18 protein-coding genes are annotated in these 14763 nt (G+C 64.2%); 6 read left to right on the top strand and 12 right to left on the bottom strand.

The genetic code is table 11. The features are described 5' to 3' along the window. The first annotated feature begins 68 nt into the window (after positions 1–68). The 4 genes from LDO29_RS09685 to LDO29_RS09670 are packed head-to-tail and all read left to right on the top strand — an operon-like array spanning position 69 to position 4101. Positions 69–1169: a polyamine ABC transporter substrate-binding protein gene (locus LDO29_RS09685; RefSeq protein WP_396022647.1), complete on the top strand. Its 1101-nt coding sequence runs from the start codon at positions 69–71 to the stop codon at positions 1167–1169. A 17-nt stretch (positions 1170–1186) separates the two neighbouring features. Next, entirely contained in the window at positions 1187–2344 is a 1158-nt protein-coding gene (locus LDO29_RS09680) for an ABC transporter ATP-binding protein (RefSeq protein WP_396022651.1), read from the top strand. A gap of 6 nt (positions 2345–2350) precedes the next feature. Further along, positions 2351–3274 carry an ABC transporter permease subunit gene (locus LDO29_RS09675; RefSeq protein WP_224079561.1) on the top strand — a complete coding sequence of 308 codons (924 nt, stop codon included), beginning with the start codon at positions 2351–2353 and terminating at the stop codon, positions 3272–3274. Next, positions 3271–4101: an ABC transporter permease subunit gene (locus LDO29_RS09670; RefSeq protein ID WP_224079560.1), complete on the top strand. Its 831-nt coding sequence runs from the start codon at positions 3271–3273 to the stop codon at positions 4099–4101. The genes LDO29_RS09675 and LDO29_RS09670 overlap by 4 nt, the downstream gene beginning before the upstream one ends. Positions 4102–4246: 145 nt before the next feature. On the opposite strand, the gene LDO29_RS09665 is transcribed toward LDO29_RS09670, so the two are convergent. From LDO29_RS09665 to LDO29_RS09630, 8 genes are all read right to left on the bottom strand, one after another. Next, positions 4247–4567 carry a Rieske (2Fe-2S) protein gene (locus LDO29_RS09665; RefSeq protein ID WP_224079559.1) on the bottom strand — a complete coding sequence of 107 codons (321 nt, stop codon included), beginning with the start codon at positions 4565–4567 and terminating at the stop codon, positions 4247–4249. Between the two features lies 1 nt (position 4568). After that, a complete protein-coding gene (locus LDO29_RS09660; protein WP_224079558.1) occupies positions 4569–4937 on the bottom strand; it encodes an SUF system Fe-S cluster assembly protein in 369 nt (122 codons plus the stop codon). A 4-nt stretch (positions 4938–4941) separates the two neighbouring features. Then, complete coding sequence (gene sufU, locus LDO29_RS09655) at positions 4942–5388, bottom strand: Fe-S cluster assembly sulfur transfer protein SufU (RefSeq protein ID WP_224079557.1); 447 nt, start codon at positions 5386–5388, stop codon at positions 4942–4944. Then, on the bottom strand, positions 5388–6656 hold the full coding sequence (locus LDO29_RS09650) for a cysteine desulfurase (protein ID WP_290369550.1): 1269 nt from the start codon (positions 6654–6656) through the stop codon (positions 5388–5390). The genes sufU and LDO29_RS09650 overlap by 1 nt, the downstream gene beginning before the upstream one ends. Beyond that, a complete protein-coding gene (gene sufD, locus LDO29_RS09645) occupies positions 6653–7984 on the bottom strand; it encodes a Fe-S cluster assembly protein SufD (RefSeq protein WP_224079556.1) in 1332 nt (443 codons plus the stop codon). Before sufD ends, LDO29_RS09650 begins: the two co-directional genes overlap by 4 nt. Next, the gene (gene sufC / locus LDO29_RS09640) at positions 7981–8748 is read right to left on the bottom strand and encodes a Fe-S cluster assembly ATPase SufC (RefSeq protein ID WP_224079555.1); all 768 of its coding nucleotides are present in this window, start codon (positions 8746–8748) and stop codon (positions 7981–7983) included. The genes sufD and sufC overlap by 4 nt, the downstream gene beginning before the upstream one ends. Before the next feature lie 66 nt (positions 8749–8814). Further along, a complete protein-coding gene (gene sufB, locus LDO29_RS09635) occupies positions 8815–10263 on the bottom strand; it encodes a Fe-S cluster assembly protein SufB (protein WP_224079554.1) in 1449 nt (482 codons plus the stop codon). A gap of 31 nt (positions 10264–10294) precedes the next feature. Further along, the gene (locus LDO29_RS09630; RefSeq protein WP_224079615.1) at positions 10295–10765 is read right to left on the bottom strand and encodes an SUF system Fe-S cluster assembly regulator; all 471 of its coding nucleotides are present in this window, start codon (positions 10763–10765) and stop codon (positions 10295–10297) included. A 298-nt stretch (positions 10766–11063) separates the two neighbouring features. Here LDO29_RS09630 and LDO29_RS09625 point away from each other — a divergent pair, with 298 nt between their 5' ends. Then, the gene (locus LDO29_RS09625) at positions 11064–11774 is read left to right on the top strand and encodes an SDR family oxidoreductase (RefSeq protein ID WP_224079553.1); all 711 of its coding nucleotides are present in this window, start codon (positions 11064–11066) and stop codon (positions 11772–11774) included. Positions 11775–11899: 125 nt separating this feature from the next. Further along, the gene (locus LDO29_RS09620) at positions 11900–12100 is read left to right on the top strand and encodes a DUF2905 domain-containing protein (protein ID WP_224079552.1); all 201 of its coding nucleotides are present in this window, start codon (positions 11900–11902) and stop codon (positions 12098–12100) included. Positions 12101–12335: 235 nt separating this feature from the next. Here the strand turns inward: LDO29_RS09620 and LDO29_RS09615 are convergent, their stop codons facing one another. The 4 genes from LDO29_RS09615 to LDO29_RS09600 form a co-directional block, all read right to left on the bottom strand. Further along, complete coding sequence (locus LDO29_RS09615; RefSeq protein WP_224079551.1) at positions 12336–12530, bottom strand: hypothetical protein; 195 nt, start codon at positions 12528–12530, stop codon at positions 12336–12338. A gap of 44 nt (positions 12531–12574) precedes the next feature. After that, entirely contained in the window at positions 12575–13012 is a 438-nt protein-coding gene (locus LDO29_RS09610; RefSeq protein WP_224079550.1) for a universal stress protein, read from the bottom strand. Positions 13013–13286: 274 nt separating this feature from the next. Continuing rightward, on the bottom strand, positions 13287–14105 hold the full coding sequence (locus LDO29_RS09605; protein WP_224079549.1) for a DUF2182 domain-containing protein: 819 nt from the start codon (positions 14103–14105) through the stop codon (positions 13287–13289). Next, a complete protein-coding gene (locus LDO29_RS09600; protein ID WP_224079548.1) occupies positions 14102–14704 on the bottom strand; it encodes a DUF1326 domain-containing protein in 603 nt (200 codons plus the stop codon). The genes LDO29_RS09605 and LDO29_RS09600 overlap by 4 nt, the downstream gene beginning before the upstream one ends. Positions 14705–14763 lie beyond the last annotated feature (59 nt).

Here is a 14763-nt window from a genome sequence, read left to right as displayed (position 1 = left end):
ATTTTGCGCACGGTGGCGGTTCGGCAACGGCGGCAGCTGTTCGCGCGTTGAACGGACGGAGTACCAGGATGAAATGCTGTTTCCTGCGAAGAGTCCTGGCCGGACTGCTGGTCCTCGGAATGGCAGGCACTGCCGGCGCCGCGCCGCGGCAGCTGAACGTCTACAACTGGTCCGACTACATCGCGCAGGACACAGTCCCGGGATTCGAGCACGCAACGGGCATCCAGGTCCGGTACGACGTCTACGATAGCAACGAAACCCTCCAGGCCAAACTGCTCGCGGGGCACTCCGGCTACGACGTGGTCGTGCCCAGCTCCAACTATGCGGCCAGGCAGATCGCCGCCGGGGCCTACCGCAAGCTGGACAAGTCGAAGCTCCCGAACCTGCGGTACCTCGATCCCGCGCTGATGCGGCTGATTGCCGACGTGGATCCCGGCAATCAGTTTGTGGTGCCATGGGCCTGGGGCACCACAGGACTGGGCTACAACATCAAGCTGGCGCGGGCAGCGTTGGGGGCGAATGCGCCCCTTGACAGCTGGGATGTCCTTTTCAAGCCGGAGAACGTGGCAAAATTGCGCCCGTGCGGCGTTTCCATGCTCGATTCACCCGCCGACGTTTTCCCGGCGGCGCTCCACTACCTGGGCAGGGATCCGAACAGCACCAATCCCGCCGACTACCAGGCTGCCCTGGCACTGCTGGAACGCATCCGGCCCTATATCACCCAATTCAATTCCTCCGGCTATATCAACGACCTTGCCGGTGGCGACATCTGCCTGGCCTACGGCTGGTCCGGCGACGTCACCATCGCCAGGCACCGCGCACATGAGGCGCACAAGCCCTACGAAATACGTTACGTCATCCCTGGCGGCGGCGCGCCGGTGTGGTTCGACGTCATGGCGATCCCCATCGATGCAACGCATGTCGATGAAGCGTTGCAGTGGGTCAACTATATCGAGACGCCTTCCGTACATGCCGCAATCACCAATGCGGTCTTCTACCCGAGCGCAAACCTCGCCGCCAGGAAATACGTGCTGCCGGAAGTCGCGCGGGATCCTTCGGTCTATCCGCCAGCGCCGGTGATGCAGTCGCTCTACATGCTCAAGCCGCTGCCGCCGGACATCACACGCCTCCAGACCCGGTTGTGGACGACATTCAAGGCGGGCCGCTAGCGCGGCTCTTCCCCGCTTTGCACGTCCGGCGCCCGCCCCCTGCGGCAGGACCACGGGCGTCGGATGCTCTGGTGCAACTCACCGGGGTATCCCGCCATTTTGGCGAGACGGTCGCGCTACAGCACATCAACCTTGCGATCCGTGCCGGCGAGCTGTTCGCGCTGCTCGGTAGTTCGGGGTGCGGCAAGACAACGCTGTTGCGCATCGTGGCGGGGCTGGAGACGCTAACCTCCGGCCACGTGTACCTGGATGGCAAGGACATCAGCCCGCTGCCGCCCTACCGCCGGCCAGTCAACATGATGTTCCAATCCTATGCGCTCTTCCCGCATATGACGGTGGAAGAGAACATCGCTTTCGGGTTGCGGCAGGAATCCCTGCCGCGCAGCGAGGTCCGCCAGCGCGTGTCGGAAATGCTGGCATTGGTCCAGATGCAGCGCTACGCACAGCGCCGGCCGCACCAGTTGTCCGGCGGACAGCAGCAGCGCGTGGCACTGGCCCGCAGCTTGGCCAAGCGCCCGCGGCTGTTGCTGCTGGACGAACCGATGTCGGCCCTCGACAAGCAGATCCGCACGACGACGCAGGCGGAGCTTTGCCATATCTTGCGCGAGGTCGGCGTCACTTGTGTGCTCGTCACGCATGATCAGGAAGAAGCCATGAGCATGGCCGACCGCATCGCCGTGATGAACGAAGGCCGTATCTTGCAGGTCGGCCCGCCAATCGAAGTCTATGCGTTCCCGAACTCCCGCTTCGTGGCGGAGTTCGTCGGCAATGCAAACCTGTTCGAGGCAACGGTGGCAGGCCGGGATGCAGGACAGCTCATCCTCGCCTGCGCGCAGTTGCGCCAGCCGCTGCGCACCGCGCTGGACCGCGGCTGGCCGGTTGGCAGCAGCATCCAGGTCTGCGTCCGGCCGGAACACGTCGCGCTGTCGCGCACGCCGCCAATGCACACATGGAACACGGAGCAAGGCAGCGTCGATGAGGTGACCTATCGCGGCAGCCACAGCACCTGCCGGCTCCGGCTTGAATCCGGCCAGATGCTCGTTGCCGACATTCCCGGGACAGTCCCTGGTCGGGACAACACCCCCGCGCCCGGCGTCGGCGTCTGGGCCAGCTGGCCAGCCGACGCCGCAGTGGTTCTGGACCCGGCAAAGACCCAAGGCGTGCCCGGGCCGTAGACAGACATGGCCGCCGCGCCGAGAAACATTTCTGACCCACCCCGGCCCGCCCCGGCCTGGCAACGGTTTGCATTGCTGGTCACGCTGGCGTGGCTGGTCATATTCTTCCTCTTGCCGTTCCTGTCGGTGATCAAGCTCAGCCTGTCCGCGATGCGGTTTGGCATGCCCCCCTACACCGAGCCGCTGGCGCTCCACCATGGCACCTTCCACCTTGCGCTGCACCTCGACAGCTATCGCCGTTTGCTGAGCGACAGTCTGTACCTCGAAGCATTCTTCAGCTCTTTGAAGATTGCCGCAACGACGACCCTGTGCTGCCTGCTGCTGGGCTATCCGGTCGCCTACTGCATTGCGCGTGTCAGTCCGCGCTGGCGCCACTATCTGGTCATGGCGGTCATGCTGCCGTTCTTGACCTCCTTCCTGATCCGAGTCTACGCGTGGATCGGCATCCTCAAGAACGAGGGGCTGCTCAACCAGCTGCTGCTGGCGGCCGGAATTATCCACCATCCGCTGGCTCTTTATCACACCACGGCAGGCGTCTATGTCGGCATGGTGTACTCCTACCTGCCCTTCATGCTGCTGCCTTTGTACGCGCATCTGGCCAGGATGGACACCACCCTGCTGGAGGCGGCTCAGGACCTGGGCGCGCGCCCCTGGCGTGCATTCTTGCAGGTTACCCTGCCCCTATCCCGCAACGGCATCGTCGCCGGTTGCCTGCTGGTCTTCATCCCTTCGGTCGGAGAGTACGTGATCCCCAGCCTGCTCGGCGGCGCCGACACACTGATGATCGGGCGCCTTATGTGGGACGAGTTCTTCAACAACACGGACTGGCCGATGGCGTCCGCCCTAGCCTGTGCCATGCTGGCGCTGCTGCTCGGGCCCATGGCACTGTTCCAGCGGCTGCAGGCACGCGGCGGCGGAGCACGGCGATGACGCAGCGCCATCTCCCACTCCACGTGGCGATCCTCGGGCTGGGATATCTTTTCCTCTACGCACCGATCACAGTGCTGGTGTTCTATTCTTTCAACGCCTCGCAGCTCGTCACGGTCTGGGCGGGGTTCACCTTCAGATGGTATGCCGCGCTGCTGCAGGATGAAGAACTCATCCAGGCAGCGTGGCTATCGCTGCGGATCGCCGCACTGGCGGCAACAGCCTCGGCGGTGCTGGGCACCCTCGCCGGATACGCCCTGGCCCGCGGCACGAAGACACGCGCGCGCGGGCTGTTGTCGGCAATGCTCAATGCCGTGCTGGTGCTGCCCGAGATAATCCTTGGCATAGCGCTGCTGCTCCTGTTCGTGGAGCTCGAACACCGGGCTGGCTGGCCGGCGGGGCGTGGCATGCTGACCATATGGCTTGGACACGTGATGCTGACCCTGGCCTATGTATCGATCATCGTGCAGTCACGGCTGCTTGACCTCGACCCGACGCTGGAGGACGCGGCAGCAGACCTTGGTGCGCCGCCGATGAAAGTGTTCCTGCTCATCACGTTGCCGCAAATCCTGCAGGCCGTGCTGTCGGGATGGCTGCTCGCCTTTACGTTGTCGTTCGACGATGTCGTCGTGGCATCGTTCCTCTCTGGCCCTGGGGCGACCACGCTACCCATGGTCGTCTTCTCGCGAGCCCGCCTCGGGTTGAATCCGGAGATGAATGCGCTGGCGACAATCCTTGTTGCGACAGTTACCGTAGCGGTTGTACTGCTTGGGAACCAGGCCGGCTCGCGGGGCCGTCGCCACAGGCATCGTATCGTGACGGCGCACTGACACACACAATGCGCCTTGCCCGCCAGGGCTCAATTGGCCATCGTAGACGGATTGATGTAGGGTAGAACCCATGCGCAAGGTGCCCAGCAGCTGGCGCGCGAGCGCCGCTTCCGCTTCGGCCCGCTCGGTCCGGCACCGCGGCCGCTTAGTCTCGGCGCTCATCCCTGACCTGCACCTTGCCGTCCTCCACCCGGACCGGAAAAGTCGCCACCGGCTCGTAGGCAGGCGGGGACAGTGCCTCGCCCGTTAGAAGGGAAAAGTGCGAGCCGTGGCGCGGGCAGACAACTTCCTGGTCTTCCACGTCGCCGCCGCAAAGCGGCTCGGCCTCGTGCGAGCAGAGGTCCTCGATGGCGTAATAATTACCACCCACATTGAATACCGCGACCTGAACGCCATCGACATCGACGCTGCGGCAAGTGCCGGGCGCGAACTCGTCGGCGCGGGCCACATCGATCCACTCGCTCATCTCAGAGCAGCCCCAGTTCCAGGCGCGCCGCCTCGCTCATCTGGTCTCTCGACCAGGGCGGGTCCCACACCAGTTCAACCCCGACTTCGTTCACCCCGCCGGCTTCCATCACAGCGGCCTCCACCACACCCGGGAAGGTTTGCGCCACCGGGCAGCCCGGTGCGGTCAGTGTCATGCGGATGCCCACCTTGCCGCTGGCTTCGTCCACCGATAACTGGTAGATCAGGCCAAGGTCGTAGATATTGACCGGGATCTCGGGGTCGTACACCGTGCGCAAGGCCGCAATCACCCGCCCCTCCAGGCTGTCCGGCTCAGGCTCGAACCTGTCTTCGTGTTCCTCGGCCTTGCGCAGCCAATCGATAATGCCCATCGCTTTACTCCGTCGAGACCGGCCTGGCGCTGTTCTCCAAAGCGGCCAGCATGGTATGCCAGGCCAGGGTTGCGCACTTCACGCGCGCCGGGAACTCGCGCACCCCGGCCAGGACCTCCAGCTTGCCCATCGGCACGCCGGCCTGCCCTGGCTCTGCGGTCACCAGCGCGTGGAAGGCGGAGAACAAGGCCCGCGCTTGTGCTTCGGTCTTGCCCTTGAGTGCTTCTGTCATCAGCGAGGCTGCGGCGGTGGAGATGGCGCAGCCCGAGCCATCGAAGCTGGCGTCCTCGATCACCCCATCGCTGATTCTCAGGTACAGCGTCAGCCGGTCGCCGCACAGCGGGTTGAACCCCTCGGCACTGCGGTTCGCTGCCGCCAGCCGACCGAAATTGCGCGGCGAGCGACTGTGGTCGACGACCACTTCCTGGTAGAGATTGCGCAGGTCAGACATCAGGCGAATACCTCCTGTGCCGCACGCACCGCAGCAAACAGTGCATCCACTTCTTCACGCAGGTTGTACAGCGCGAAGGAGGCGCGCACCGTGGCAGGCACGCCGAAGCGTTCCATCACGGGCATGGCGCAATGATGGCCAGCACGGACCGCCACGCCGTGCTGATCGAGGATGGTGCCGACATCGTGGGGATGGATGCCGTCCAGGGTGAACGAGAGAATGCTCGCCTTGTCGGCAGCCGTGCCAATCATGCGCAGGCCGGCGATCTGCGCTGCCTGCGCGCTGGCGTAGGCGAGCAGCGCGTGCTCGTGGGCAGCGATGGCCTCCAGGCCGAGCGCGCTCACATACCCGATGGCGGCGCCAAGTGCGATGACGCCAGCGATATTGGGGGTGCCGGCCTCGAACTTGTAGGGAAGCGCATTGTATGTGGTCCTGCCGAACGTGACCTCGCGAATCATGTCCCCACCGCCCTGGTAAGGCGGCATGGCATCGAGCAGCCCAGCCTTGCCGTAGAGCACGCCGACGCCAGTGGGGCCGTAGAGCTTATGCCCGGAGAAGGCGTAGAAATCGCAATCGAGGGCCTGTACGTCGACCTTGAGGTGAGGAACAGCCTGGGCACCATCGATCAGCACCGGGATGCCCTGGGCATGTGCCAGCTCGATGATGTGCCGCACAGGGTTCACGGTGCCGAGCGCGTTGGAGAGGTGCGTCATCGCGACCATCCTGGTGCTGGGGCCGAGCAATCGCGCGAACTGTTCAAGCATCAACTCGCCGGCATCGTTGATCGGCGCCACCTGCAACGAGGCGCCGGAGCGCTGGCACGCCAGTTGCCAAGGGACGATATTGGAGTGATGCTCCATCGCGCTGATCAGGATCTCGTCGCCCGGGCGCAGGCGCTGGCCGAAGCTTGCCGCCACCAGGTTGATCGCTTCGGTGGTGCCGCGCACGAACACGATTTCCTCGCGCCCCGCCGCGTTGATCAGGCCACGCACTGCGTCGCGCGCGGCCTCGTAGGCATCGGTGGCGCGCTGGCTCAGGGTATGCACGCCGCGGTGGACATTGGCGTTGAGCGAGCCGTAGTAACGTGCTTCGCAATCGATCACGCTTTGCGGCTTCTGGGTGGTGGCAGCGTTGTCCAGGTAGACCAGCGGCTTGCCGTGGAAGGTCTGGCGCAGGATGGGAAAATCCTGCCGCAGCCGCTCCACCTCCAGGCGGGCGACCGGAACCGCACGCTCCACGGCTATCCGTTCATGCGCTGCCGTGTTCATGGCAGCTCCTTCACAGGTTCGGACAGCTGGCTGCGCAAGAGCGTTTCCAGCCGCGTGCGCAATGGTGAGGGGCCGAGCCGCCTGACGACCTCTTCGGCGAAGGCAAAGACCAGCAGGGCACGCGCCGCGGCATCGTCCATGCCGCGCGAGCGCAGGTAGTAGATCTGCTCGGCATCGAGCTGGCCTACGGTGGCGCCGTGACCGCATTTGACGTCGTCGGCATAGATTTCCAGTTGCGGCTTGGTGTCGACCTCGGCCTGGTCGGACAGCAGCAGGTTGCGGTTGGACTGGTGGGCATCGCTGTGCTGGGCATTGGCATGCACCACCACCTTGCCGTTGAAGACGGCGCGTGAGGCGCCCGCCAGCACGCCTTTATACAACTCGCGACTCGTGCTTTGCGGGCTGGCGTGGTCGATGCGGGTGTGGTGGTCGATATGCTGCCGCCCCGCGGTCATGTACAGCCCATCCAGCGAACACTCGGTATGCTCGGCATTGAGCCCGACTTCGATGTCCACCCGCGCCAGGGCGCTGCCAAGGGCAAAGGAACTGGACGCGAAGCGGCTACCCTGCCGCTGATCCAGGCTCACGCCGGCGATATGGAAGGCCTTGCGGCTCTCCTGCTGCAGCTTGTGATGTTCGACCTGCGCATCACGTTCGGCAACGATGTCAGTGATGGTATTGGTGCAATAGCCCAGGCCATCCAGGCCCGCATGATGCTCCACGATGCAGATCCGGCTGCCGGCTTGCGCCACCACGAGGTTGCGCGCATGGGTGGCCAGCTCGCCGGCGGTGGCGAGGAACAGCAAGTCGATCGGCTGTTCGGGGGCGCTGCCCGCCGGCACGCGGATATAGGCGCCGTCGGTCATGAGCGCCATGTTCAAGGCGGCGAAACCGGAGGGAAAGTCGCTTGCGCCGCGCAGGATCAGCGCTTCCAGGCAGTCCGGTGCGCGCTCCAGTGTGGCGGCGAGGCTGGCGAGCTCCATCCCCGCAGGCAGGGCACCGATGCGCGACCATTGCGGCTGGTGGATGCCATTGACGAACACCATCAGGTGCGCGCCGGCAAGGGCGAGCGCCTCGATCTGCGCTGCCACGGAATCCTCCAGGCCGCCGCCGGCCTGCGGCAGTGCCACGGCGAAGCCGCTTTTCTCGAGCGCGGCCACGCTGGTGTACTTCCAGTCCTCCTGGCGCAGCGTGGGGAACCCGACCTGGGCGAAATGATCCAGCGCCTGCCGGCGCGCGTGCATAAGCCAACCCAGGCGGCGGCCGGGCAGTGCGGCCTCAACGCGGTCGAACTCGGCGAGAAAGTGTTCCAGCCCGCTAGCGCTCATGCTGAAGACTCCATCCCGGTGACGGCTGCCTCCACTCCGGCATAACCGCTCTGCTCCAGTTCGCGCGCAAGCTCGGGACCGCCGGACCTGGCGATGCGGCCGTGCGCAAGCACGTGAACCTGATCCGGCACGATGTAATCAAGCAGGCGCTGGTAGTGCGTCACCAGCACAATGGCGCGTCGCGGGCTGCGCATGGTTTCGATGCCTCTGGCGACGATCTTGAGCGCGTCGATGTCGAGGCCGGAGTCGGTCTCGTCGAGAATGGCGAGCCGAGGCCCCAGCACTGCCATCTGCAGGATCTCGTTGCGCTTCTTCTCACCGCCGGAGAAGCCCTCGTTCACCGAGCGGTAAAGCAGGTCCTGGTCCATCTCCATGAGCTGGAGCTTGTCCTTGACCAGGGCAAGGAAGTCCATGGCGTCCAGCTCTGGCTCACCACGGTGCTTGCGGATCGCGTTCAGCCCCGCCTTGAGCAGATAAATATTGGAGACGCCAGGGATTTCCACCGGATACTGGAAAGCGAGGAAGATGCCCGCGCGGGCGCGCTCTTCCGGCGGCATCCCAAGCAGGTTCATGCCATCGTAGAGGACTTCGCCCGCCGTCACGGTGAAGCGGTCGCGGCCGGCCAGTACGTGGGCCAGGGTGCTCTTGCCTGAACCGTTGGGGCCCATGATGGCGTGCACCTCGCCGGCCTTCACGTTGAGGTCGATGCCGTGCAGGATGGGCTTGTCGTCAACGCTGACGTGCAGCTTGCGAATCTCAAGCATGGCTGGCTTCTATCTCCAGTGCACCTGCGTCCAGTGCACCTGCGGCGCGCCCCGTGCGCGCCACCTTTACCCAATACTGCCTTCCAGGCTCACGCCCAGCAGCTTCTGGGCTTCCACCGCGAATTCCATTGGCAGCTCCTTGAATACTTCCTTGCAAAATCCGTTGACGATCATCGAAACCGCATCCTCGGCGCTGACACCGCGGCTCTGGCAATAGAACAACTGGTCCTCGCCGATGCGCGACGTGGAGGCCTCATGCTCGACCTGGCCGGTGGCGTTCTTCACCTCGATATAAGGGAAGGTGTGGGCGGCGCATTTGTCGCCCAGCAGCAGCGAATCGCACTGCGAGTAGTTGCGCGCGCCGATTGCGCTCCTGGCCATCCTCACCAGCCCGCGGTAGGCATTCTGGCCGTGACCGGCCGAAATGCCCTTGGAAAGGATCGTGCTCCTGGTATTCCTGCCGAGGTGGGTCATCTTGGTACCGGTGTCGGCCTGCTGGTAGTGGTTGGTCAGCGCGACCGAATGGAACTCGCCGACCGAGTCGTCGCCCTGCAGAATCACGCTTGGATACTTCCAGGTGATGGCGGAGCCGGTCTCCACCTGGGTCCAGGAAATCTTCGAGCGCGCGCCGCGACAGTCACCGCGCTTGGTGACGAAGTTATAGATGCCGCCCTTGCCTTCCTTATCGCCCGGATACCAGTTCTGCACAGTCGAGTATTTGATCTGTGCATCTTCCAGCGCGATCAGCTCCACCACCGCAGCATGCAGCTGGTTCTCGTCGCGCATCGGCGCGGTGCAGCCCTCCAGATAGCTGACGTAAGCGCCCTGGTCGGCGATGATCAGGGTGCGCTCGAACTGGCCGGTGTTGCGGGCATTGATGCGGAAGTAGGTCGACAACTCCATCGGGCAGCGTACCCCGGGCGGGATATAGCAGAACGAGCCGTCGCTGAACACGGCGGAGTTGAGCGTCGCGAAGTAGTTGTCGGTATAGGGCACGACCGAGCCGAGATACTGCTGCACCAGCGCAGGATGCTCCCTCACCGCCTCGGAAAACGAGCAGAAGACGATGCCGAGCTCGCCCAGCTTCTGCTTGAAGGTGGTGGCCACCGAGACGCTGTCGAATACCGCGTCCACCGCCACGCCTGCCAGCAATTCACGCTCATGCAGTGGCACGCCCAACTTTTCGTAGGTGCGCAACAACTCCGGGTCGACCTCGTCCAGCGTCTTCGGCCCCGCCTTCTGGGAGCGCGGCGCTGAATAGTAGGCGATCGCCTGGTAGTCGATGGGCGGGTGCTTGACCGTCGCCCAGTGCGGCTCAGACATCGTCAGCCAGTGGCGGAAGGCCTTGAGACGCCACTCCCGCATGAATTCCGGCTCGTCCTTGATGGCCGAGATCATGCGGATCACGTCCTCATTCAGCCCGCACGGCACCGTTTCCGTCTCTACGGGCGTGTAGAAGCCATGCTTATAGCCTTGGCTGATCAGCTCATCGAGCTTGCGTGCCGGGGTTGCCATGTTCCGCCCTCCCTTGCCACTGTCACATGAGTCACGAATTGTCAGCTCGCGGCCCCTGTGCGCGTCGGTCGTGCAGGGCGCCAATATCAACCTGGCGCAACACCGGTTGCGCCATATCGGCCAGTGTCACACCATCAAGCGCCCTAAAGACCACTCCATTGATCGATTGCCAGTTGGCGCGGATGGCGCACAGACGTTCCTGTGCACACAGACCGGCTGCAACACTGCACTCGGTCATGCCGGCCGGACCTTCCATGGCGTCAATCACCTGTGCGATCGAGATCTGTTCCGGCGCTCGTGCCAACAGATAGCCGCCATTGGCGCCGCGCAACGACTGCAGCAAATGGTGCCTTGCCAGCCTCTTCAGAATCTTGCTTGTCGTCGGTACCGCGACGCCGATCGCGGCGGCGACCTCGGCAGCACTGCAAATTCGGCCCGGGTTTCGCGCCAAGTGCGTCATGATCACCGTGCCGTAGTCAGTCAGCTTGCTTAGTCTGAGCATCGTTGCCACCAGCATTTGTGAATTAGAACCATGGCGGTCCTCATTCGTTCCAGCATCCCGGTTTCGCGTCAGGCCACGATACGGAGAATCCGCTATCACCAGGCCACCGTCGACGGTGTATAGATGATTAGCTGCCCCTACGGGGCATGCGAACACCGAGACCTTTCAGGGCACTGGAAAGAGTTCTTTGCACCCCTGTAGCAACGGCGAACTATCGATGCGTGGGCGTGCGATGCGGGCAAGTCTTTAACGCTGCGAGAGCTGGCCTGCCTCGCGCCAGCGCCGGGGAGACTCAGGCATGACCAATCAACCCATTACCGTCATCACTGGCGCCAGCCGCGGGTTGGGCCGTGCAGCCACGCGCCGGCTGGCTACCGTGGAAGGCCATCTGGTCGTCGCCACGGCGCGCAAGCCGACAGACCTCGAGGTGCTGGAGAGAGAGCTCCGGCTTGCGGGCCATCCGATCGCGTGCCACCCACTTGACGTTACGGAGGACAGCTCGGCGGCTGCGCTCGCCAACTGGCTGACTGAGCGCTTCGGTCGTGTGGACGTGTTGATCAACAACGCTGGTGTTTCGCTCGACCACTATGACACCAGCCTGCTCGAACTGCCGCTCGAGACCCTGGGCCGCACCCTGGAAACCAACCTTTTCGGCGTGCTGCGGACCACCCAGGCGTTGGCGCCGCTGCTGCGCGCCAGCCGCGCTGGCCGGGTGGTCAACCTGGCTTCGGGCATGGGACAACTGGCGGAGATGGGCAGCGGCGTGCCGGCCTACCGAATCTCGAAAGCCGCGCTAAATGCCGTCACGCGCATCCTGGCCGCCGAGATGGCCGATCGTGGCGTCAAGGTCAACTCGGTGTGTCCCGGCTGGTGTCGCACCGACCTGGGCGGCCCCGATGCGCCGCGCTCGCCCGAGCAGGGCATCGACACCGTGGTCTGGCTGGCAACGCTGCCCGACGATGGCCCCACCGGTGGCTTCTTCCGCGATCGCCGGTCGATTCCATGGTAGCCAGGCGCGATCTGGCGCAGGGTTCGCACGGCTCCTGCTGACGGCGCCACGGACGTGGGCGGAATCCTTCGCCCACGCGGTCGGTCCAACGCTTCAGAACATGGCAGAACCTGATCGACCCACCCATGCAACGCCTGCTTCTCGTCCTCGGCGGCCTGTTGATCGCCGCCGCCGCTACCTGGCCCTGGCTGTCGAAGCTGCCGCTCGGGCGGCTGCCCGGCGATATCCATATCATCCGGGACGGGTTCAGCTTCTACTTCCCGATCACGACCTGCATCCTGGTGTCGGTGGTGGTGTCGGTCGTGATCTGGATCTTCCAACGCTGAACGCGCCGCGGGGCCGAGCCTCAAGTTAAAGAGTGAGGCGCTGGAAGTACCCGGTCAGTTCAGGGTAACCCCCGTCCGCCCGCCTTGCCTCCGCGTAATGCGGTCACCGCGCGCTGGTCGTGTTGGAGCTTGCCGGCCACAGGCTCGCTCAGCGCGAGTCGGGATAGCGGAGGCAATGACTTCCGGCTACCAGAGAGTCCGGCAAGTCCGGACAAGGGCTGAGCGGTCAAGCACTTCACGAATCGTGCTTGTGCGCCTTGCTGCCGACCATGACCGACAGCACGTCCAGGTCGAAAAACGGGCTGTCCGGCGGAGGCGGCGGCAAGCCCGCGCCCCAACTGGCGATGGCAAGCTTGATGTACTCCGCCATCTGCTCGTCTGAGACGTCCCTGGGTTGGTCAATCGTGACGACATAGCGGCGATTACTCATGACAAGGTTTCCCTGCCTGGCGGCCACGCCAGGCCTCCACGTGTTCAGCGGTATACCAACACTGGAATCCTGCTGTGAGTGAGCACCTTCAGGGTCTCGCTCCCAATCAACAACCCTTTTACCCCGCGGCGTCCGTGTGACGCCATGACAATCAAATCACAATCCTTGTCTTCCGCAGTCTTGATAATGGCGGCATAAGGGTGGTCGTTGACCTCGCAGCTCGTGTCACAAGGCACACCAGCGGTGGCGGCCTCTCCCGCAATGCGCTCGAGGTACTTCCCCGCGTCCTCAATGACTGCCTCTTCGAACTGCTCGCGGGTGTCGGTGAGCATTTCCGTGTGATATGTCGTAACGTGGAAGTCCGGACAGGCACGCACCGCCGTGATGCTGGCCTGCGTTTCCTGCGCAAATACCAACGCCTTGCGGAAGGCTGACTCGGACAGCGCGGAGCCGTCTACCGCCACAAGAAGATGTCTGAACATGCCATGCTCCTTACCCCCGTTGGCAGCCAGCGGGGGCACAGCCATCAGGTTCGCGCCGGCACGCCATTGAGCGAGTGCACCTGCGCAAGTGCGTCGCCGGCTTCTTTCGGGTGCATGTCTGCTGAGTTCAGTATAGCCTTCGAATGACCTTCGAATGACTCATCCCGCCTCTGCAAGCGGGTTCCGCTGGCTGCCGGCGCGACCATTCTCCCTGACGCGGCGTCAGACCGCCGATACGCCAGGGGCTTCATCGCGCGCGACCACTGTGCGCGGTTCAGACATGAGTCGCCACCAGGACGACTGCCCACGAGAGAAGCGCGACGCCGAGCGGCCTGCGCAGGAACCGGCCCCAGCGAACGTTCTTTTCAACCGCCATCGCCGCCGCCAGCAGGAGCATCCAGCCAAGGCTGCCGGCGCCAAGCCCAAACATCAGCAGCATTAGCGCCCAGCAGCACCCGACGCAGAACAGGCCGTGCTGCACGCCAAGCGCGAAGGCGTGCCCCGCCTCCGCCTGGCCACGCCAGCGCGCCATAATGAAACTCAACGGCGTGCGGCATTTTTCCAGGCACTGGTACTTGAACCTGCTGAACTGGAACGCGCCGGCCAATGCAATGATCCCCACGCCAATCAGCCAGCCGTGCCAAGCCAGGGCGGGAACGCCGGCGAGCAGGGACAGCACTGCGCTGTGAAGCGCGTGCGCCAGCAAGCCGAAAGCTCCCCATGCGGTCATGTAGCCGAGCAGGAGCAAGGCGACCAGGCGCCCGTGGTCCGGGCGCTGTGCCGTCAGGCGGTCGAAGGCGTTGATCAGCGGCAATGTGGTCGGCAACATCATGGCAGCCGTCATGAGTATCCACGCGGCGGCGTAGAGCACCAGCGGCACGACGACATCGCCGGCGGGAATGGCTCGGCACAGTAGCGCCGCCGGCCCGGAAGCAGTCCAGTCGCCGTGCTCGAGATAGCGCCCGTACGGACTGCGTGCCCAAGCCCAGAGCGCCACCCACGCGCACGCAATCAGCGCGGCCAGTAGCGGAAAGAACACCTGATAGTGGCGCGAGGCGCCGCCGCGCGACGCCAGGCCTGCTGCCCTGCTCATGCGTCGAACACGAAGATGCTTTGCAGCGCGTTATGGTTCTGGATGTCGAGGTCTATGCCGAGGGCGGCATTGCGCGACCGATATGTCGGGGCCTTCCCGACAAACACGGGAGCCCCGGGCACTGTCGAGAAAACGGTGTCGGAGAGCGTGGTCTGACCACCAGTCGCACCTAGATAGGGGGCGAGTTCGGCATAATAATCCTTACCGATCTCGAGTTCGCCTTTGCCCTGAACCACGGTGAAGCGGATCGGCGCCCGCTCCACCGAAACAACCTGGCCGATCAGCTTGACAAGATCCGCGATCGGGCCGCCGGCTTTGCCGGTATAGACTTTGAGAAGCGCCTCTTCCTGCTCCTTTGAGGCTTTGTCGTCGATGTAGATCGCGGCAGTCCAGTTGCCTTCCAGGATATTGCCGGGCACATGCGCTACGGCCGCAATGGTATTGCCGCTCACGTCGACGCCGTCGATCGTTCCTTTGTCCATGTGCCACGCGACAATGGTGTCGCAGGTGCCATTGTCGGGATCCTCGCCAATCCAGCACGGGCACAGGACTTTGCAGTTGCAGACCTCGAGCAGACGACCTTCCAGGTGATAGCTCATACCGACCTCCATTGAAGGCACACGACGCTTGTCGCCGCGCCGAGCGGCAACAAGGGAAA

Source organism: Cupriavidus laharis (assembly GCF_914271435.1).
Classification (GTDB): Bacteria; Pseudomonadota; Gammaproteobacteria; order Burkholderiales; family Burkholderiaceae; genus Cupriavidus; species Cupriavidus laharis.
This window is presented reverse-complemented; position numbering and strand designations above follow the sequence as displayed.